Annotated in this window: 21 protein-coding genes; 12 read left to right on the top strand and 9 right to left on the bottom strand. The window is 69.4% G+C overall.

What is annotated here, in order from left to right; genetic code table 11:
- The first annotated feature begins 72 nt into the window (after nt 1-72).
- From J4E04_RS15920 to purH, 4 genes are all read left to right on the top strand, one after another.
- Nucleotides 73-1326 carry a DUF5336 domain-containing protein gene (locus J4E04_RS15920; protein ID WP_490148994.1) on the top strand — a complete coding sequence of 418 codons (1254 nt, stop codon included), beginning with the start codon at nt 73-75 and terminating at the stop codon, nt 1324-1326.
- 59 nt (nt 1327-1385) lie between these two features.
- A complete protein-coding gene (locus tag J4E04_RS15915) occupies nt 1386-2834 on the top strand; it encodes a cell division protein PerM (RefSeq protein ID WP_490148993.1) in 1449 nt (482 codons plus the stop codon).
- Nucleotides 2835-2940: 106 nt separating this feature from the next.
- Entirely contained in the window at nt 2941-3585 is a 645-nt protein-coding gene (purN, locus tag J4E04_RS15910; RefSeq protein ID WP_222629067.1) for a phosphoribosylglycinamide formyltransferase, read from the top strand.
- Nucleotides 3554-5155 carry a bifunctional phosphoribosylaminoimidazolecarboxamide formyltransferase/IMP cyclohydrolase gene (purH, locus tag J4E04_RS15905; RefSeq protein ID WP_222627691.1) on the top strand — a complete coding sequence of 534 codons (1602 nt, stop codon included), beginning with the start codon at nt 3554-3556 and terminating at the stop codon, nt 5153-5155. The genes purN and purH overlap by 32 nt, the downstream gene beginning before the upstream one ends.
- Before the next feature lie 58 nt (nt 5156-5213).
- Here the strand turns inward: purH and J4E04_RS15900 are convergent, their stop codons facing one another.
- Nucleotides 5214-5705 (bottom strand): glutathione peroxidase, encoded by a 492-nt coding sequence (locus J4E04_RS15900; protein ID WP_204866400.1) that lies wholly within the window; start codon nt 5703-5705, stop codon nt 5214-5216.
- A gap of 67 nt (nt 5706-5772) precedes the next feature.
- Between J4E04_RS15900 and J4E04_RS15895 the strand changes: the two genes are divergently transcribed.
- Genes J4E04_RS15895 through J4E04_RS15885 form a run of 3 tightly spaced genes read left to right on the top strand, consistent with a single transcriptional unit; the run spans nt 5773 to nt 9524 of the window.
- A complete protein-coding gene (locus J4E04_RS15895) occupies nt 5773-6108 on the top strand; it encodes a hypothetical protein (RefSeq protein WP_081821049.1) in 336 nt (111 codons plus the stop codon).
- 48 nt (nt 6109-6156) lie between these two features.
- Nucleotides 6157-7560, top strand: coding sequence for a sigma 54-interacting transcriptional regulator (locus J4E04_RS15890; RefSeq protein WP_222627689.1), 1404 nt, complete (start codon nt 6157-6159; stop codon nt 7558-7560).
- Nucleotides 7560-9524 (top strand): hypothetical protein, encoded by a 1965-nt coding sequence (locus J4E04_RS15885; protein WP_490148992.1) that lies wholly within the window; start codon nt 7560-7562, stop codon nt 9522-9524. The genes J4E04_RS15890 and J4E04_RS15885 overlap by 1 nt, the downstream gene beginning before the upstream one ends.
- Nucleotides 9525-9530: 6 nt before the next feature.
- On the opposite strand, the gene J4E04_RS15880 is transcribed toward J4E04_RS15885, so the two are convergent.
- The 6 genes from J4E04_RS15880 to rpmB are packed head-to-tail and all read right to left on the bottom strand — an operon-like array spanning nt 9531 to nt 11984.
- Nucleotides 9531-9992 carry a hypothetical protein gene (locus tag J4E04_RS15880; RefSeq protein ID WP_027504144.1) on the bottom strand — a complete coding sequence of 154 codons (462 nt, stop codon included), beginning with the start codon at nt 9990-9992 and terminating at the stop codon, nt 9531-9533.
- Between the two features lie 53 nt (nt 9993-10045).
- Nucleotides 10046-10972 carry an AEC family transporter gene (locus J4E04_RS15875; protein WP_490148991.1) on the bottom strand — a complete coding sequence of 309 codons (927 nt, stop codon included), beginning with the start codon at nt 10970-10972 and terminating at the stop codon, nt 10046-10048.
- A gap of 31 nt (nt 10973-11003) precedes the next feature.
- Entirely contained in the window at nt 11004-11258 is a 255-nt protein-coding gene (rpsR, locus tag J4E04_RS15870) for a 30S ribosomal protein S18 (RefSeq protein WP_027504142.1), read from the bottom strand.
- Nucleotides 11259-11270: 12 nt separating this feature from the next.
- Complete coding sequence (gene rpsN, locus J4E04_RS15865) at nt 11271-11576, bottom strand: 30S ribosomal protein S14 (RefSeq protein WP_027504141.1); 306 nt, start codon at nt 11574-11576, stop codon at nt 11271-11273.
- The gene (rpmG, locus tag J4E04_RS15860; protein ID WP_027504140.1) at nt 11576-11746 is read right to left on the bottom strand and encodes a 50S ribosomal protein L33; all 171 of its coding nucleotides are present in this window, start codon (nt 11744-11746) and stop codon (nt 11576-11578) included. Before rpmG ends, rpsN begins: the two co-directional genes overlap by 1 nt.
- A gap of 1 nt (nt 11747) precedes the next feature.
- Entirely contained in the window at nt 11748-11984 is a 237-nt protein-coding gene (rpmB, locus tag J4E04_RS15855) for a 50S ribosomal protein L28 (protein WP_027504139.1), read from the bottom strand.
- 148 nt (nt 11985-12132) lie between these two features.
- Here rpmB and mrf point away from each other — a divergent pair, with 148 nt between their 5' ends.
- The 5 genes from mrf to J4E04_RS15830 are packed head-to-tail and all read left to right on the top strand — an operon-like array spanning nt 12133 to nt 15541.
- Nucleotides 12133-13431: a ribosome hibernation factor-recruiting GTPase MRF gene (mrf, locus tag J4E04_RS15850; protein ID WP_027504138.1), complete on the top strand. Its 1299-nt coding sequence runs from the start codon at nt 12133-12135 to the stop codon at nt 13429-13431.
- Nucleotides 13428-13685 carry a type B 50S ribosomal protein L31 gene (locus tag J4E04_RS15845; protein WP_027504137.1) on the top strand — a complete coding sequence of 86 codons (258 nt, stop codon included), beginning with the start codon at nt 13428-13430 and terminating at the stop codon, nt 13683-13685. Before mrf ends, J4E04_RS15845 begins: the two co-directional genes overlap by 4 nt.
- Nucleotides 13686-13688: 3 nt before the next feature.
- The gene (rpmF, locus tag J4E04_RS15840) at nt 13689-13865 is read left to right on the top strand and encodes a 50S ribosomal protein L32 (protein WP_056447007.1); all 177 of its coding nucleotides are present in this window, start codon (nt 13689-13691) and stop codon (nt 13863-13865) included.
- A 17-nt stretch (nt 13866-13882) separates the two neighbouring features.
- Nucleotides 13883-14362: a cation:proton antiporter regulatory subunit gene (locus J4E04_RS15835; protein ID WP_027504135.1), complete on the top strand. Its 480-nt coding sequence runs from the start codon at nt 13883-13885 to the stop codon at nt 14360-14362.
- A gap of 3 nt (nt 14363-14365) precedes the next feature.
- Nucleotides 14366-15541: a cation:proton antiporter gene (locus tag J4E04_RS15830; protein ID WP_027504134.1), complete on the top strand. Its 1176-nt coding sequence runs from the start codon at nt 14366-14368 to the stop codon at nt 15539-15541.
- Here the strand turns inward: J4E04_RS15830 and J4E04_RS15825 are convergent.
- On the bottom strand, nt 15456-15989 hold the full coding sequence (locus tag J4E04_RS15825; RefSeq protein ID WP_027504133.1) for a DnaJ family domain-containing protein: 534 nt from the start codon (nt 15987-15989) through the stop codon (nt 15456-15458). The genes J4E04_RS15830 and J4E04_RS15825 overlap by 86 nt on opposite strands.
- Before the next feature lie 27 nt (nt 15990-16016).
- Complete coding sequence (locus J4E04_RS15820; protein ID WP_490148990.1) at nt 16017-18401, bottom strand: ATP-binding protein; 2385 nt, start codon at nt 18399-18401, stop codon at nt 16017-16019.
- Nucleotides 18402-18503 lie beyond the last annotated feature (102 nt).

Genomic DNA, 18503 nt, shown 5'->3' with positions numbered 1-18503 from the left:
AGTGTTGGTGAGCGGCGCGGCCGCCGCAGTCGGCGGCCGACCGACGACCAGCACCGAGGAAGAGGAATCGAGATGACCTTCTCACCAGGGGGACCCGACCACGACCACGGCCGGACGGACCCGCGGACGACCACCTTCGGAGACCCGTCCACGGAGACCGGGCAGGTCGACGACCGTTCAGCGTCGATCGACCGCACTGACGGCGCTGCGACCCCGTCCGTCGACGCGGACGCGACCGGCGCCGACGACAACACGACCGAGCAGATCGCGGCGCGCACGACGCAGGTCGCCCGTATCGCGTCGTACGTCGTCATCGGCACCGGTGTCCTCGCGTTCCTGCTCGGTCTGTCCGCGCAGTTCGCGCTCGGCGGTGAGTCCTCCAACTTCTTCGAACGCGAGCTGGGCGACCCGACGTCCGTGGCGCTGCTCCTCCTCGCTGCGCTCGTCACGGCCGCGGGCCTCCTGCCGCGGCAGACGACGTCGCGGGGACTGGTCGCGGCGCTGTCCGTCACCGCGTTGCTCACGCTGATCTTCCAGCTGGTGAACCGCGGGGCGGCGTTCACCGCCTTCGGTGAGACCGTCCGCGTCGGTATCGGCATCGGGTCGATCCTGGTACTGATCCTGGCCATCGTGCAGGTGGCCGCGGCCGTCGGTGCGCTTCTCGTCGACTCGGGAGTCGTGACGGTTCCGGCGCCGCGTCCGAAGCAGCAGCAGTTCGGCCAGCCGGGTGGCCCGGGACAGCAGGGTCCCGGCCAGCAGAACTACGGGCAGCAGGCATATGGCCAACAGGCATACGGCCAGCAGGGCGCCTACGGCCAGCAGGGTTACGGGCAGCCGCAGAGCTATGGCCAGCCGCAGGGGTACGGCCAGCCGGGTGCCTACGGGCAGCCGCAGGGTTACGGGCAGCCGCAGGGATACGGGCAGCCCCAGGGATACGGACAGCCCCAGGGTTACGGCCAGCCGGGTGCCTACGGGCAGCCGCAGGGATACGGCCAGCAGGGTCAGGCGCAGCCCGGCGCCTACGGTCAGCAGGGGTACGGCCAGCCGCAGGGCTACGGATCGCCCTACAGCGCCCCGACCGAGCGCTACGGGCAGCCGGTCGGCCAGACCGCCGCGGACACCGCCCCCGCGCACGCCGCATCGGCGGAGTCCGCGACACCTCCCACCGGTGAGCAGTCGTCCGCGCAGCAGCCGAGCACGGAGGGGCACGCACCCGAGCAACAGGCACCCGAGCAACAGGCACCCGAGCAGCAGGCGCCCGAGCAGCAGGCACCGGAAGCCACCCGCGCACTCGACTTCGGCGATCGGTCGGACGACCGCCGCTGAACCACGTCGTCGGCGCGCCTAGGTTCTCCACCGCGCCGACGGTGAGAACCTGATCGGTGATGACCTCACTACTCGATCGCGAACCGCACACGCGGGGCCGTTTCGGTCCGAGTCCCGACGAGGCTCGAATGCTGCTCACCGTGGCGTTCCGGCCCGTCGGGCTACTCCTGGCCGTCGTCACGGCCGTGGTGCTGGTGACGCTCGTCTCCGCGAACAGCGACCTGACGGGGACGTTCGGCGCGTTGGCCGCCACGTGGCTGGCCGTGCATCAGGTGCCGCTGGGCATCGCCGGTGCGACGTTGTCGATCCTTCCGCTGCTGCCCACTCTCGTGCTGGTGCACGCGGTGTCGTCGGCGGTCGCGCGGCCACTGACCGACGCCTCCACCCGTCGCGACATCGGATGGGTCGTCGGCGCGGCGATCGCGGGTCCGCTCGCGATGGCGGCGGTGATGCTCGCGATGATTCACGACGCGTCCACCGTCATCGCCCTGAGCACGCCCAACGCACTCGCCACCTTCGGGTGGGTCATCCTCGTGCACGGCATCGGTGCGGCGATCGGCTGCATCCGCGGTACCTGGCCCTCACTCATGCGCACGGTGGTCCTGCCGCCGTGGCTCGCAGCGTCCTTCGCTCCGGCGGCGCGTGCCGGCGCGGTGCTGCTCGCCGGTGGCGCCGTCGTCGTCGCCACCTCTCTCGTGCTGTCCTTCTCCACGCTCGGCACGCTGCTCGAGTCCGGCGGCGGGATCGGCGGAGCGCTGGGTCTGACCGCGATCTCGGTGCTGTATCTGCCCAACATCGTGGTGGCGGCGTCGTCGGTCGTCACCGGGTCGACCGCCCACGTGGGCGCGGCGATGGTCTCCGTCACCGAGACCACCGGCGGTCAGCTTCCTGCCGTCCCGGTGCTGGCAGTCATGCCCGAATCGTCGGCCCAGGTGTGGTGGCCGGTCATGCTCGTCGTCCCCGCACTCGCCGCCGTGGTGCTCGGGCGTGCGTGTGCTCGTGCGACGACGTCCCTGGTGGACGCGGTGCGCAGTGCCGCCGCCGCCGCGGTCTGCGTGAGCGTGGCGGCCGTCCTGATCGGCGTCGTCGCCGGTGGCTCGGTGGGAACGTTCGGCCATCTCGGTGTCGATGCGCCGCTCCTCGGCGTCACCACCTTCGCGTGGTGCCTCGTGGTGGGCGCGCTCACCGCGGCCGTCACCGCCTGGTCGATGCGGCGCCACGACATCCACGGATGGCACGAGGACAACGACGCCGAGGAGAGCGAATCCGACGACTCCGCGGGCACATCGATGCTCGGTGAGCCGGCCGCCCTCCCCGCAGCCCCGGACGCCGCGCCGACGGACACGGACATCGTGGAGGCCGAGACCGAAGCCGAGACCACCGACACCGACACCGTCGAGACCGAAGACGATGCCGTGGAGGCGGACGTCGTCGACGCCGAGATCGTCGACCTGCCGGACGAGTCGGCCGAGCCCGAGAAGCCCGGCGGCACCGACACCGCTCCCTGACGCGCGTCTTCCCCGAGCGAGGCCGATCGAGGAGGCGAACGGCGGCCGTCTAGGCTTCCAGTCGGCGTGATCCCACGCCGACAGAGCACCTGACCCGCCCGAGCAGCTGAGGAGAAGCACGCTGTCTGCCCCGCGTTCGACACCCGGGCGGGACCTCCCGGCCCGCGTCGTCGTCCTCGCCTCGGGGGTCGGATCACTGCTCGGATCGTTGGTCGAGGCCGCGTCCGCTCCCGAGTTCCCGGCCGAGGTCGTCGCCGTGGTGGTGGATCGCCCGTGCGGCGCCGAGAGCGCAGGGCTGCCGTCCCGGCGAGTGGCCGTGTCGGACCACGGTTCGCGTGCGGAGTGGGATGCCGCCCTCACCGAGGTCGTGGACTCCTGGTCACCGGATCTCGTCGTGAGCGCGGGATTCATGCGGATCCTCGGGCCGGTGTTCCTCGCACGCTTCGGTGGCCGCATCGTCAACACCCACCCCGCACTGCTGCCGTCGTTCCCGGGCGCGCACGCGGTGGCCGATGCCCTCGCCCACGGTGTGAAGGTCAGCGGGTCCACCGTCCACCTGGTGGACGACGGTGTGGACACCGGGCCCATCGTGGCGCAGGAAGCTGTTCCGGTGCTCGACGGCGACACCGAGGAGTCGCTGCACGAGCGCATCAAGATCGTCGAACGACGGCTGCTGATCGACGTGGTCGCCGCCGTCGCCACACGCGGAGTCATCACCGATGGACGAAAGGCCCAGATCCCCAGTGACTAACCCAGAGAACACGCGCGCCGTCTCGCGCGCACTCGTCAGCGTCTACGACAAGACCGGTCTGGACGAGCTGGCCGTGGGCCTTCACGCCGCCGGGGTGGAGATCGTGTCCACCGGATCGACCGCCGGGCGCATCGCCGCGGCGGGCGTACCGGTGACTCGGGTCGAAGACCTCACCGGCTTCCCCGAGACCCTGGACGGCCGCGTGAAGACGCTGCATCCGCGCGTGCACGCCGGCGTCCTGGCGGACACGCGCAAGCCGGAACACCTCGCGCAGCTCGACGAGTTGGGCGTCGCTCCGTTCGAGCTCGTCATCGTCAACCTCTACCCGTTCACCGAGACGGTGGCGTCCGGTGCGAGTTCGGACGAGTGCGTGGAGCAGATCGACATCGGTGGCCCGTCTATGGTCCGCGCCGCGGCGAAGAACCATCCGTCGGTGGCGGTCGTGGTGGATCCCGCTCGCTACGCCGACGTGCTGACCGCGGTGCAGGGTGGCGGCTTCACGCTCGAGCAGCGAATCGCGCTGGCCGCCACGGCGTTCCAGCACACCGCAGCATACGACGTCGCGGTGGCGTCCTGGATGACCGACGTCCTCGTCGCCGGCGGTTCCGACGAGTCCGAGCACTTCCCGGCATGGATGGGCGCGACCTACGAGCGCGCCTCGGTTCTGCGCTACGGCGAGAATCCGCACCAGGCCGGCGCTCTGTACGTCGACCCGTCCGCTCCCGCCGGCATCGCGCAGGCGGAGCAGGTGCACGGCAAGGAGATGTCGTACAACAACTACACCGACGGTGACGCCGCCTGGCGTGCCGCGTTCGACCACGATCTCCCGTGCGTGGCGATCATCAAGCACGCCAACCCGTGTGGCATCGCGGTGTCGGCGTCCGGCTCCATCGCCGAGGCGCATCGCAAGGCGCACGCCTGCGATCCGGTGAGCGCGTACGGCGGCGTCATCGCGTCCAACCGCGAGATCACCGTCGAGATGGCCGAGCAGGTCGCCGAGATCTTCACCGAGGTCATCATCGCCCCGTCCTACGCCGACGGCGCGCTGGGAGTGCTGCAGCGCAAGAAGAACATCCGCGTCCTCGTGTGCGAGCCGCCGACGGCGGTGCCGGAGATCAAGCAGATCTCGGGCGGCCTGCTGCTGCAGGACCGTGACCGTCTCGACGCCGCGGGCGACGATCCGTCGGGGTGGACCCTGGCCGTGGGCGAGCCCGCCGACGAGGCAGTGCTGGCCGACCTCGAGTTCGCCTGGAAGGCGTGCCGCGCCGTCAAGTCCAACGCCATCCTCATCGCCGCGGACGGTGCGTCGGTGGGAGTGGGCATGGGACAGGTCAATCGGGTCGATTCCGCCGAACTTGCCGTGCGCCGCGCCGGCGACCGCACCACGGGCGCCGTGGCCGCGTCGGACGCCTTCTTCCCGTTCCCCGACGGCTTCCAGATCCTCGCCGCAGCGGGGGTGGCGGCGGTGGTGCAGCCCGGCGGATCGATCCGCGACACCGAGGTCGTGGAGGCAGCGCGCGAGGCGGGCGTGACCATGTACCTGACCGGGTCACGCCACTTCGCACACTGACCTCTCACGAGCTTCGACCCCCCGAACTTCGACCCCCCCGAACTTCGACCCCCCGGGCTCAGCCCTTCGCGAGAACCTTCTCGATGGGCTTCGCGAGCTTCTCCGGCTTGGTGGTCGGCCCGAAACGGTCGACCACCTTGCCGTCGGCGTCGATGAGGAATTTGGTGAAGTTCCACTTGATCCGGCTGCCCAGCACGCCCGACTTCTGGTCGCGCAGCCACTTGTAGAGAGGGTGCGCGCCGTCGCCGTTCACCTCGATCTTCTCGTGCATCGGGAACGTGACGTCGTACCGCAGCGAGCAGAAGTTCTTGATCTCGTCGGCGTCGCCGGGCTCCTGATGCCCGAACTGATCGCACGGGAAGCCGAGAACCACCAGCCCCTGCGGCCCGTACGTCTTGTTCAGCACCTCGAGGCCCTCGTACTGCGGCGTGAATCCGCACTGCGAGGCGGTGTTGACGATGAGGAGCGGCTTGCCCTTGTAGGCGGCGAGGTCGACGGGCTCGCCGTCGATGGTGGTGGCGGTGAAATCGTATGCACTGGTCTCGGTCACCGCTCGACGCTACCGGCAGGAGGCCACATCGTGTTTGGTCTGTTCTCGGCGAGGGTAGACGCGGGCCATGACTCAGGACCACCGTGACGGCGACCCGGACGGCGGAATGAAGGAGGGCAGCTCGGAGCGCGAGCCTCGCGACGACGAGCGAACCTTCCGCGCGCACGCCGGCGAGGCCATCGCCGATGCCCGGAACTGGCCCGGCTACTTCCTCATCGCACTGGGCCTCGGGGCCATGGGTCTCGGGCTCACTGCCGCGGGAGGCGGTTTCGAGGGGTGGGTGATGATCCTGTTCCCGGCCACCGTGATCCTCTGGGCCGCCGGTCTGACGGTGATCCTGCTCGAACGCAAGCGCGTCAAGAACGCCGAGGGCAAGGACCTGACGGACCCGTCGGGGCACTGATCGAGCTGTGCACGTGCCGAAACGGCTCGACGCTCGTACGTTGGAAGGGTGACCCAGTCTCCCAGTAGTCGAGATCCACACCCGCGCGCGACCACCCTCGGTGAACTCCGCGCGTCGGGACACGTCCAGAAGACAGTCAAGAACGAACTCCGTGACAACCTGCTCGACGCCCTGCGCGAGGGCCGCGACGCATGGCCCGGCATTCTCGGATTCGAGAACACCGTCCTTCCGCAGATCGAACGCGCACTCCTCGCCCAGCACGACGTCGTTCTCCTCGGCGAGCGCGGGCAGGGCAAGACCCGCCTGCTCCGTACCCTCGCCACGCTGCTCGACGAGTGGACGCCCGTCATCGACGGCTCCGAGCTCGGTGAGCATCCCTACGACCCCATCACCCCCGCCTCGATCCGCCGGGCAGCCGAACTCGGCGACGATCTGCCGGTGTCCTGGCGCCATCGCTCCGAGCGGTACTCGGAGAAGCTGGCGACCCCGGACACGTCGGTGGCCGACCTCGTCGGCGACGTCGACCCCGTGAAGGTCGCCGAGGGCCGCAGCCTGGGCGATCCGGAGACAATCCACTTCGGCCTCGTGCCGCGTACCCACCGCGGAATCGTGGCGATCAACGAGCTGCCCGACCTCGCCGAGCGCATCCAGGTGTCGTTGCTCAACGTGATGGAGGAGCGCGACATCCAGATCCGTGGCTACACGGTGCGGTTGCCCCTCGACGTGCTCCTCGTCGCGAGTGCGAACCCGGAGGACTACACCAACCGCGGTCGGATCATCACTCCGCTGAAGGACCGGTTCGGCGCCGAGATCCGCACCCACTATCCGATCCTGCTGACCGACGAGATCGCGGTCATCGAGCAGGAGGCCGACCTCACCGCAGTCGTGCCGCCGCACGTGCTCGAGGTGCTGGCGCGGTTCACCCGGCTGCTGCGTGAATCGCCGTCGGTCGACCAGCGTTCCGGCGTCTCGGCTCGGTTCGCCGTCGCCGCCGCCGAGACCGTCGGCGCGGCCGCCGTGCACCGTGCCGCCGTGCTGGGCGAGTCCGATCCGGTGGCTCGACCCGTCGACACCCAGACGATCGTCGACGTCCTGCGGGGCAAGGTGGAGTTCGAGTCGGGCGAGGAGGGACGGGAGATCGAGGTTCTGAACCACCTGCTGCGGCGGGCCACAGCCGACACCGCACGGGACTCGCTCGGCGGTATCGACCTGGGCCCTCTCGTCACGGCCGTCGAGCAGGGTGAGCCCGTGATCACCGGTGATCGAGTCACCGCGAAGGTGCTGCTGAACGAGTTGCCGGATCTTCCTGTCATCGACGAGATCGCCGAGCGTCTGGGCGCGACCTCCGACGGTGAGCGCGCCGCGGCTGTCGAGCTCGCGCTCGAGGGTCTCTACCTCGCACGTCGCATCGGCAAGGACACCGGCGACGACGGGCAGACGGTGTACAGCTGATGGCGGGCCAAAACTCCCGGTACGGGCCGTACGTCGACGGTCCGGATCCGCTGGCGCCACCCGTCGATCTGCGGGAGGCGCTCGACGCGATCGGTCAGGACGTTCTCGAAGGTGCGTCGCCGCGCCGCGCGATGCAGGAGATGTTGCGTCGCGGGACGAAGAACATGCGCGGCCTGGACGATCTCGCCGCGCGGGCGAACCGTCGTCGGCGGGAACTGCTGAAGAACAAGAATCTCGACGGCACCCTGCAGGAGGTGCGCGAGCTGTTGGACGAGGCGGTCCTCGAGGAGCGCAAGACCCTGGCCCGTGCGCTGGACGACGACGCCCGCTTCCAGGAGATGCAGATCGCCGAACTGCCTCCGTCGACGGCGCAGGCCGTGCAGGAGCTCGCCGACTACGACTGGCGCAGCAGCGAGGCGCGGGAGAACTACGAGAAGATCAAGGATCTGCTCGGCCGCGAGGTGCTCGATCAACGCTTCAAGGGCATGAAGCAGGCACTCGAGGGGGCCACCGAGGAGGACCGTGCTCGGGTCGCCGAGATGCTGTCCGATCTCAACGACATGCTCGACGCCCATGCGCGCGGGGAGAACACCGACGAGCAGTTCGAGAAGTTCATGCGCGATCACGGTGAGTTCTTCCCCGAGAATCCCGAGACCATCGACGACCTGATCGATGCTCTCGCGGAGCGGTCCGCGGCAGCGCAGAGGCTGCGGAACTCGCTCTCCGCGGAGCAGCGTTCCGAGCTGGACGCGTTGGCGCAGCAGGCCTTCGGCAGCCAGGACCTGATGGACCAGCTGTCGCGACTCGACGCGAATCTGCAGTCGGCCCGGCCGGGGGAGGACTGGGACTCCGCCCAGAAGTTCCGCGGTCAGGAGGGCATGGGACTCGGCGACGGGACCGGTGTGCTGCAGGACATCGCCGAACTCGAGGAGCTGGGGGACCAGCTCTCGCAGCAGTACAACGGTGCGGCGCTCGACGACATCGACGCCGATGCGTTGCTGCGCCAACTGGGTCCGGAGGCGGCCGCGGACGCGCGGACGTTGGCGGACCTGGAGAAGGCGTTGCAGCAGGAGGGTTTCCTCGACAAGGGGGCCGACGGACAGTGGCGCCTGTCCCCGAAGGCCATGCGGCAGTTGGGGCAATCGGCTCTGAAGGACGTCGCGGGCGGCATGGCATCGCGCCGCGGTGAGCGTGACACCCGCCGAGCGGGCGCGATGGGCGAGCCCACCGGTGCGTCGCGCGCCTGGGAGTTCGGCGACACCGAGCCGTGGGACGTCGTCCGGACGGTGACCAACGCCGTCCTGCGCACCGCGACGGAACCTCGCGGAGACGGCGAGACCGGAGTGCGTCTGGCCGTCACCGACGTCGAGATCAGCGAGACCGAGCTACGGTCACAGGCCGTGGTGGCCCTGCTGGTGGACACGTCGTTCTCCATGGTGATGGAGGGTCGCTGGGTTCCGATGAAGCGGACGGCGCTGGCGTTGAATCACCTCGTCAGCACGCGGTTCCGCGGCGACGATCTGACGATGATCGGTTTCGGACGACACGCGCAGACGCTCACACCGTCGGAACTGGCGGGGCTCGACGGCGCGTGGGACCAGGGCACCAACCTGCACCACGCGCTGATGCTGGCCACGGCGCACCTGCGGCGCAATCCCAACGCCCAACCCGTGGTGCTCATCGTCACGGACGGCGAGCCGACCGCCCATCTCGAACCGGACGGCCACGCCTTCTTCGATTATCCGCCGCATCCGCGGACCCTCGGGTTGACGGTCAGGGAGCTCGACACCCTGGCGAAGATCGGTGCGCAGGTGACGATCTTCCGGCTGGGAGACGATCCCGGTCTGGCCCGCGTCGTGGACCGGATGGCCCAGCGCGTGGGCGGGCGGGTCGTCGCACCCGATCTGGACGGACTCGGTGCCGCGGTGGTGAGCGACTATCTGAGCGCCCGCAGGAAGCGCTGAGCCGGCTCAGGTCCCGTTGAGCACCGTGCGGGTGCCCACCGGGGCCGCGAGCTGCAGCTCCATGGTCCCGTACACGGCGATCATGATGCAGGACTTGTCCTTCGCGGATTCGAGGGTGCCGGTCCGGACGGTGACCACCACCGTCTCCTCGGTCTCCTCCACGGTCGCGTCGGCGCCGTAGCACTCGGGAGTGCCGGTGACGAAGTGCACCGCGATCCGGTTGCCCGGCAGCGCGGTCCACGCCTCGAACGGTGTGGACTGCGCCATCACCAGCGACGCGCCGGGTGTGAACTCGGTGCCCACCTGGTCCGCGGCCACCTCGTGGGGAACCGGCGGTGAGCCGGGGACGGGCACGAGGTCGGTGGGGGACGCCGCGCCGGTCTCGAGGTCGCCGGCGTCGCCGGGGTCGGAGGAGCCGCATCCGCCGAGTGCGACACACAACAGCAGCCCCAGGGCGAACGACCTCATGACCTCCACGGTAGCGCGGCCGCGCGCGGGCCCGGCCGAGCTCGCTCCCACGGTCACGCGAGCAGCGCGGCGACGAGGGCGATGACGGGAACGGACACCAGCGTCGTGACGAACGCGGTGTCGCGTGCCAGCACGGTTCCGCGGCCGTAGCGGGTGGCGTAGATGAACACGTTCTGCGCGGTGGGAAGCGCTGCGATGACCACCACGGCGAAGAGGTCGTGGCCGTCGATGCGCCACACCCACCGCGCCAGGACGTAGGTGAGGACGGGCAGCACGGCCATCTTGAGAAAGGTCGCCAGCGCGACGTCGCGGCGCGGTCCGGCTCCCCGCTCGAGCACGCGTACCCCCTGCAACGACATGCCGAAGGCGAGCAGGGCGCCGGGAACGCTGGCGCCGCCGAGCAGTGCGAACGGCTGCATCACGGGGTCGGGCAGGCTCAGACCCGTCACGGCGAGCGCCAGTCCGGCGAGGCCGGCGAGGACGATCGGGTTGGTGAACGGGGCTGCCACGACACCGACCAGCGAGGTGCCGCGCGACGACGTCGAGACGTCCAGGATCGTCAGGGCCAGCGGCGAGTAGATCATGATCTGGAAGAGCAGCAGCGGCGCGACGAACGAGGCGTCGCCCAGGACGTACACGGCGATGGGGATGCCGAGGTTGGCCGCGTTGACGTAGGACGCGGCGAGTGCCCCGATGGTGGCCTCGGGGACCGTGCGTTTCGTGATCGCCAGGGCGATCACCAGATACAGGGCTCCGACCAGCAGAGCCCCCACGGCCGTGATGGCGAGTGTGGGGGAGAAGATCACCGACAGGTCGGCGCGGGCGAGGGTGTCGAACAGCAGCGCCGGAGTGGCGACGAAGAACACCATCCGCCCCAGAACGAGTCCGCCGGACTCACCGAGTACGCCCGTACGGGCGACGACGTAGCCGATGAAGACGACCACGAAGATGACGGTGAATCCGGCGAGAACTCCTGACACGGGGGGCCTGTCAGCCCCTACCGGTCGACACTCAGCGGGTGGTGAACGGAAGGAGCGCCATCTCGCGTGCGTTGCGCACGGCGGTGGCGACCTGACGCTGCTGCTGGGGGGTCAGCCCGGTGACACGGCGGCTGCGGATCTTGCCGCGATCGGAGATGAACTGACGCAGCAGGTTCACGTCCTTGTAGTCGACCTCGGTGATGCCCGCCGCGATGAGCGGGTTCTTCTTGGGCTTGCGATCCTTCTCGACCCGATCCTTCTTGGACGGGCCCCTCTTCACTGCCATGAGTTCTCCATCTCACCAACTGCTCTTGTGGACGCCGGGAAGTTCCCCGCGATGTGCTCTCTCTCGAACGCCGATGCGGGAGAGTCCGAATTTTCGGAGGTACCCGCGCGGGCGACCGTCCGCAGCGTCTCGATTGCGCAATCTTACCGGACTCGCATCGCGCGGTAGACGCTGGAGAGCCCGCTGCGCCGCGAACCGGTCCTCGTCGCTCGTCGAGGGCCTCCGGATCAGCTCTTTCAGCTCGTGGCGACGTGCCGCGTGGCGGGCGACGATCTCGGCCCGCTGGGTGTTGCGGGCGATCTTCGACTTCTTGGCCATCAGCGTTCCTCCCGGAAATCGACGTGTCGACGCACGACGGGGTCGTACTTGCGCAGGACCAGTCGGTCGGGATCGTTGCGCCGGTTCTTCCGGGTGACGTACGTGTGGCCGGTGCCGGCGGTCGACGTCAGTTTCACGATCGGCCGGACGTCGGTGCTCTTGCTCGCCATGTCAGAACTTCTTTCCGGCCGCGACGAGCCGCGTGACGACGGAGTCGATGCCGTCGCGGTCGATGGTCTTGATCCCCTTCGCCGAGACCGTCAGCCGCACTCGTCGGCCGAGGCTCGGTACGAAGTAGGTCTTGTGCTGCACGTTGGGGTTCCACCTCCGACTCGTGCGGTGGTGGGAGTGCGAGACGGACTTCCCGAAGCTCGGGACCCGTCCTGTGACGTCGCAGTGCGCGGACATCGCGAACCCTTCCTCTCTGTCGACTGGTGACCGGTGACTTTATCGACAACAGTTGTCGACAAGCGCTGTATCGGAACTGTACGCTCGGACGCCGGTAACTGACAATCGTTGTCGACAACTCGAAGAACCGAAAGGACGTGCAGTGCCGATGGAGAACCTCGAGGCGCCCGACAGGAGAACGCCCCTGGTCGTGGTGTGCGGGCCGGAGGATCTCGGCGCCGCGGTGAGCGCGACGTTCCAGGAGCCGGGCACGATCGTCCTGCACCACGACCTCTCCGACGCCACCGTCGGTGTCGTGCGGCGGCGGACGGTCCGGATGGACGACGACGGCACGCCGACCACCCGGGTCGTCGACCTGGCGGGTCTCGGGTGCTGCGTCTCCTGCCTGCTGCGGGAGGATCTGCTGCCCCTGCTGCGATCGGTCTCCGCGGACTCGTCCGTGCGACGCATCGTCGTCCGGGTCGATCCCTCGCTGGAGGTCGAGGCGATCTGCTGGGCGATCGAGAACACCGTCGTCACCGGCATGGTCGGCCGGGTGGACGCCACGGCGTCGCGAGACGTGCGCATCGAGGCGGTCGTCGGCTGCGTCGACGGCGCGACCTGGCTGTCCGACGCCACCGGCGACGAGCTCGTCGGCGAACGGGCGTTCCCGCCCGGGCCCGACGGCGGTCAGGTCGTGGATCTTCTCGACGACCGCACCGTCGCGCAGGTCGCCGTCGGCACCGTTCGAGGATCCGATCTGCTGGTCGTCGCGGACACCGGAGTCGATCGGTGGGACGCCGCGCGCCTCGATGCGGTACTGGCGCGGCTCGCACCACGCGCGCCGCGGGTCTGGATCCTGCCGGGCGAACGTCCGCGAGACCTGCTGGCCCGCGTTCCGGCGACGGCGCGGCGAGGACTCGTCGACGACGCCCACGCGCCACTGCTCGACGGGCAGCCGCCGCTGTCGGCGGAGTGCGGCGTCACCCTGGTCGAGTTCACGGACCGACGGCCGTTCCACCCGGGCCGGCTGCACGACGCGATCGATGTTCTCCTCGACGGTGTCGTCGCCACCCGCGGTCGGCTGTGGGTGGCCACGCAACCCGACGCCGTGCTGTGGCTCGAGTCCGCCGGCGGTGGGCTCCGGGTTGCCTCCGCGGGCTCGTGGCTCGCGGCCATGGCACCGGACGACTACGAGGAGGCGCCCACCGCCCGCCGCGCTCTCGCCGCACTCGCATGGGACGAGGAGTACGGGGACCGCGCGCAGTCGCTGGTGGTGCTGGTGCACGAGGCAGATCCCGAGCACGTGTACGCGGCGCTGTCCGACGCGCTGCTCACGCCGGACGAGCTCGAGACTCCCGAGCTCTGGGCCGAGTGGGCCGACCCTTTCGGGCAGTACCACGAAGATCCCTGCGAGACAGACAGTTCCGCCGTCGGGGCGGACGACGACAGAAGGGCTGCACAGTGAAGAAGAACGTACATCCGGACTACCATCCGGTCGTATTCCAGGACTCCGGGACGGGATCGATGTTCCTGACGAGGTCGACCGTCACCAGCGATCGCACCGTCGAGTACTCGGACGGTCGCACATATCCGCTGGTGGTCGTCGACGTCACCAACGAGTCGCACCCGTTCTGGACCGGCGCGGCGCGGGTGATGGACACGCAGGGACGCGTCGAGAAGTTCGAGCGTCGCTACGGCACCCGCACGAGAAAGGCCTGACCCGTGGCTGTTCCCAAGAGGAAGATGTCCCGCTCGAACACGCGCAGTCGACGCTCGCAGTGGAAGGCGACGCCGCCGGATCTGGTGTCCGTCACCGTCGGCGGCGTGACGCACCGGGTGCCGCGTCGGCTGGTGAAGGCGGTGCAGACGGGACTGTTGGACCCGTCACGACTGACCTGAGGGGCTAGCATCGCCGCATGAACGTCGACGTCACCCTGCTTCCCGGCATCGGGGTACGCAAGGATTTCGCGTTGTCCACGGGGCGACGCATCGGGGTCATCACGCGCAAGGACGGCACGAACGAGCTGATCGTGTCGAAGAAGGAGGACCCGGACTCGACGCAGGCGTCGATCACGCTGACGAACGAGGAGGCGGCGGCGCTCGGCAACCTGCTGGGCACGCCGCAACTCGTCGCGCAGCTGGGGGAGGAGCACCGCGACCTCCCCGGTATCCGGACCCGGCAGTTGCCGATCCACGAGGGATCCCGCTTCGACGGCCGACTTCTCGGCGACACCGCCATGCGGACCAAGACCGGGGTGTCCATCGTGGCGGTCATGCGGGCGGGGCAGGTCCAGCCGTCGCCGCCGCCGAACTTCACCCTCGTCTCGGGCGACCTGCTCGTCGTCGTCGGAACGAGCGACGGTCTCGATCACGCAGCGAAGATCCTCGGTAGCTGACGGGTGGGAGAGACTGCGCTCGGACTGACCGAGCTGGGCGCTGTCTTCTTCGCGCTGGGGTTGCTCGCCAGGCTCGCGTCGCGGATCGGCATGTCCCCCATCCCGTTCTATCTGCTCGCCGGGTTGTTCTTCGGCAACGGCGGCATCGTCGAGCTCGACGGCATCGACGACTTCACCCATCTCGCGAGCGAGATCGGCGTGGTGCTGCTGCTCCTGCTCCTCGGACTCGAGTACACCGCGAACGAACTGGTCACCGGGCTGCAACGGTCGTGGACCGCGGGCCTGGTCGACCTGGTGCTGAACTTCGTGCCCGGTGCGGTGACAGCGCTGATTCTCGGCTGGGGACCGATCGGCGCCCTGGTGCTCGGCGGTGTCACCTACATCTCGTCGTCCGGCATCGTCGCCAAGGTGCTCGGTGACCTGGGCCGACTGGGCAACCGCGAGACGCCCGTCGTGCTGTCCATCCTGGTGTTCGAGGACCTCATGATGGCGCTCTATCTGCCGATCCTCACCGCGGTGCTCGGCGGCGTCAGCATTCTCGGCGGCGCCGAGGCCGTGGGGATCTCCCTGTTGGTCGTCGCCGTCGTGCTGGTCGTCGCACTGCGGTACGGGTGGGTGGTGTCGAAGGTGGTCGCCAGCCGGGACCGAGAGGTGGTGCTGCTGAAAGTCTTCGGGCTCGCCCTCCTGGTGGCCGGAATCGCGTCGGCGATGCAGGTGTCCGCGGCCGTGGGGGCGTTCCTGCTCGGGATCGCCATCTCGGGATCCACCGCCCAGGCCGCCACCCGGGTGCTCGAGCCCTTGCGTGACCTGTTCGCGGCCATCTTCTTCGTCGTGTTCGGGTTCAACACCGACCCGCGCTCGATCCCGCCCGTCCTCGGGTACGCGGTGCTGCTCGCGGTCATCACCGCGGTGACCAAGGTGGCCACCGGCGCGTGGGCCGCGAAGCAGATCGGCGTGGGACAGCTGGGCCGGATGCGTGCCGGGGCAGCACTGATCGCGCGCGGCGAGTTCTCCATCGTCATCGCGGGTCTGGCCGTCGCGGCCGGCGCCGTGGAGAGCGAGCTGGCCGCACTCGCCACGGCCTACGTGCTGATCATGGCCGTCGCCGGACCCATCGCAGCCAGGGTCGTCGAGCCCGTGACGCTGCGCGTGCTGGCGGCGCGGGGTCCGACGTCATGAGACCGGCCTGTTGCAGCGATGCCTTCTTCGCCGCGAGCGCTGCCCGAGCCGCTGACCGGTCCCGGGTCCACTGCGCGACCACCTCGTCGGCGTCGACGCGGCCGATGGGTACCTGAGGTCCCACGGGCGCCCGCAGCCAGTCCATGATGCGCGCGTTCAGATCCTTGACGATCGCACGGACCGCGTCCTCGGACCGTACGTCCCGCAGCGCCTCCGGGAGACGCTCGACCTCCTTGCGCAGGCGGAGCGGCGTCGGCAGAAGAGCATCGCCCGAGAGGTTCTCGCGCTTCAGATACCCCCGCACCCAGGACAACTCGTCGGTGCTCGACGGCGGGATCGGCTTGCCGAGGCCCGGCAGGTTCTCGAAGGCGCCGTTCTCCTGAGCGGACGCGATCTGCCGGTCCACCCACGTCTGGACACTGATGTCCGACGGCTTGCGTTCCGTCATGCGACGAGACCTCCTGCGCTGCTGTGCCTATCCGACGGGGTCGGACCCGAGCTCCTCCACGAAGTCGCGGACCAGTTGCTCCGCGATCACCCGAGCCTTGACGTTGGCGGCCTGACTCATCGTCGCGATGTGGTCGAAGGCCGCCTCCGGCGACATCCGCTGCGTGACCATCAGCAGGCCCACTGCCTGACTCAGGACACTGCGGCTGTCGAGCGCCGTGCGCAGCGAGGACACCTCGCGTTGCGCGCTGCCGAGCAGCTGCTCCCGCAACCGGGCGAGCTCGAGGTGCACCCGGACACGTGCGACGAGCTCCGCCGGCTGGAACGGCTTGGTCACGTAGTCGTCCGCACCGAGGCGGAGGCCTTCGACGACCGACTCGGATCCCGCACGTGCACTGAGCAACACGATCGGGACGCGCACCAGCCGGCCGTCGGACCTCGCCTCGTCGACGAGCGAGAGACCGGAGCGTCCCGGCAGCATGATGTCGCTGAGGATGACGTCCGGCGGGTGGGCGCGGGCGTGCGCCATCGCGGAGTCGACATCGGCGAACATGGTCACGTGCCAGTTCTGTTCGAGGAGCAGTCCGACGAGGTAGTCGCGCATGTCGGCGTTGTCCTCGACGAGCACCACCTGGCGCTGATCGGGTGTCGGATCGGTCCGGACGCCGTCCAGCGGTCGCCAGGTGTCGGCTTCACCGATGTACCCGGCGCCCAACGCTTCCGCGACCTCCTGTGTGGTGGCGTCGGAGGCGGGCGGCGCGGACGCCACCGTGCGGGGAAGCGTCACGGTGAACGTGGATCCCGTGCCGTCCGGGCCGTCGCTCACGTCGATGGTGCCGTGCAGGGCGGCCACGAGGTCGCGCACCAGGGAGAGTCCGACGCCGGACCCCTCGCGGCTGCGACCGGCGGCGGCCGCGACCTGATAGAACCGGTCGAAGATCTTCGCTCGGTCGGCCTCGGGGACACCCGGTCCCGTGTCCGTGACCGTCAACGTCACCGTGTCCGCGTCGTCTCGCAGGCTCACGGTCACCGATCCCGCCGTCGTGAACTTGACCGCGTTGGACACCAGGTTCATCACCACGTGAGTCCACATCGTGCGGTCCATCTCGGCGAAGCGGTGGGTGACGCCGTCGAGTGCGAGGTGCAGTTCCACGCCGGCCCGCGCCGTCGCGTCGCGGAACATCGAGGCGCAGTCCGTGGTGAGCGAGACGATGTCGGTCGGTTCGAGAGACACGACGAATCCGTCGGCATCGCCGCGGGCGACGTCGAGCAGGGTGTCCACCAGTCGCTGCAGTCGCAGTGCCGCGCGCCGCGCGGTCTGCAGCGATCGCACCCGGTGCGGCGGCAGTGGGTTCTCCTGGTCGTCCACCACGTCGCCCAACGGACCCAGGAGCAGTGTCAGCGGGGTGCGGAACTCGTGGCTGACGTTCTCGAAGAACCGGGTCTTGGCAGCATCCAGCTCTTCCAGGTCGCGAGCCCGGCGGCGTTCTGCCGCATACGAGTACGCATCCGTCAGCGCCGTCGAGATGCGTCCGGCCACCAGATCGAGGAACACGCGGTACGGCTCGTCGAAGCGCCGCAACGCGCTGATGCCGGCCACGAGAACGCCGACGGGTCGGCCCGACGACGCGTGCAGGGGGAGCACGACGGCGGTCGTGCCCACGATCTCGCCGACACCGCTCGTGCTGACGCGATCGATCACGCCGCGATCGACGGTCGTGGCGGTGTGCGGCCGACCGGGGAGCGTCGCGGACGTCGAGGCGACGGGACGGATCTCGCCGAGTTCCGCGTCGTGGGTGGTGCGGAGGTGGATGGACGCGAACGGCACGTCGGCCTCGTTGCCGGCGAGCAGGTCCAGTGACGCCCGGCAGACGTCGTCGATGTCGCGGGAGGCCACGGAGATCGAGCCCAGCTCGTGCAGCACCGACATGCGGCGCTCCGCCAGCACCTGCTGGGTCACGTCGGTGGTGGCGACGAAGACCCCGTTCACCGTGTCGCCGGAACCGAGGATCGGGCTGTAGGAGAACGTGAAGAACGTCTCCTCGAGGTAGCCGAAGCGGTCGAGCAGCAGCCTCTGCTCCGCCCGATGGACCGCCGTGCCGCGCAGAGCGTCGTGCGCCAACGGGCCGAGCTGCTCCCAGCCGACGCGCCAGCAGTCCGCGGCGCGCTGGCCCACGGCCTCGGGAAACAGGTCGCCGGCCATCGGGGTGTAGGCGTGGTTGAAGAGCTGAACCAGATCCTCGCCCCACCACAGGAGCTGTCCCACCTCGGACGGGAACAGCGTGCGGATGGCGGTCACCAGTGCGTCCGGCCAGTTCTCGACCGGTCCGAGTGACGTCGTCGACCAGTCGAACTCGCGATGGGCGGTCGAGGTGGCGTCCGTACCGGGGAACAGCTCGTCGCGGGTCGTCACGCGACCACGTGCATCATGCGAGCACACCCGTCATGCGCTGTGTGCTGTCGTCGTCCCCGGCATTCCTGATGAACCTTCCTCGCGCGTCTCCGTACAGTGTAA

It is taken from the genome of Rhodococcus sp. NFXS4 (genome assembly GCF_058139645.1).
This window is presented reverse-complemented; position numbering and strand designations above follow the sequence as displayed.

What these genes read in the sequence shown, in the direction of transcription:
- J4E04_RS15835 (WP_027504135.1), top strand. Translation starts at nt 13,883, where the DNA reads ATGAACGTCGACGTCACCCTGCTTCCCGGCATCGGGGTACGCAAGGAT.
- rpsR (WP_027504142.1), bottom strand. Translation starts at nt 11,258, where the DNA reads ATGGCAGTGAAGAGGGGCCCGTCCAAGAAGGATCGGGTCGAGAAGGAT.
- J4E04_RS15885 (WP_490148992.1), top strand. Translation starts at nt 7,560, where the DNA reads ATGGCGGGCCAAAACTCCCGGTACGGGCCGTACGTCGACGGTCCGGAT.
- rpmG (WP_027504140.1), bottom strand. Translation starts at nt 11,746, where the DNA reads ATGGCGAGCAAGAGCACCGACGTCCGGCCGATCGTGAAACTGACGTCG.
- J4E04_RS15825 (WP_027504133.1), bottom strand. Translation starts at nt 15,989, where the DNA reads ATGACGGAACGCAAGCCGTCGGACATCAGTGTCCAGACGTGGGTGGAC.
- J4E04_RS15880 (WP_027504144.1), bottom strand. Translation starts at nt 9,992, where the DNA reads ATGAGGTCGTTCGCCCTGGGGCTGCTGTTGTGTGTCGCACTCGGCGGA.
- J4E04_RS15915 (WP_490148993.1), top strand. Translation starts at nt 1,386, where the DNA reads ATGACCTCACTACTCGATCGCGAACCGCACACGCGGGGCCGTTTCGGT.
- rpsN (WP_027504141.1), bottom strand. Translation starts at nt 11,576, where the DNA reads ATGGCCAAGAAGTCGAAGATCGCCCGCAACACCCAGCGGGCCGAGATC.
- J4E04_RS15895 (WP_081821049.1), top strand. Translation starts at nt 5,773, where the DNA reads ATGACTCAGGACCACCGTGACGGCGACCCGGACGGCGGAATGAAGGAG.
- purH (WP_222627691.1), top strand. Translation starts at nt 3,554, where the DNA reads ATGGACGAAAGGCCCAGATCCCCAGTGACTAACCCAGAGAACACGCGC.
- rpmB (WP_027504139.1), bottom strand. Translation starts at nt 11,984, where the DNA reads ATGTCCGCGCACTGCGACGTCACAGGACGGGTCCCGAGCTTCGGGAAG.
- mrf (WP_027504138.1), top strand. Translation starts at nt 12,133, where the DNA reads ATGGAGAACCTCGAGGCGCCCGACAGGAGAACGCCCCTGGTCGTGGTG.
- J4E04_RS15920 (WP_490148994.1), top strand. Translation starts at nt 73, where the DNA reads ATGACCTTCTCACCAGGGGGACCCGACCACGACCACGGCCGGACGGAC.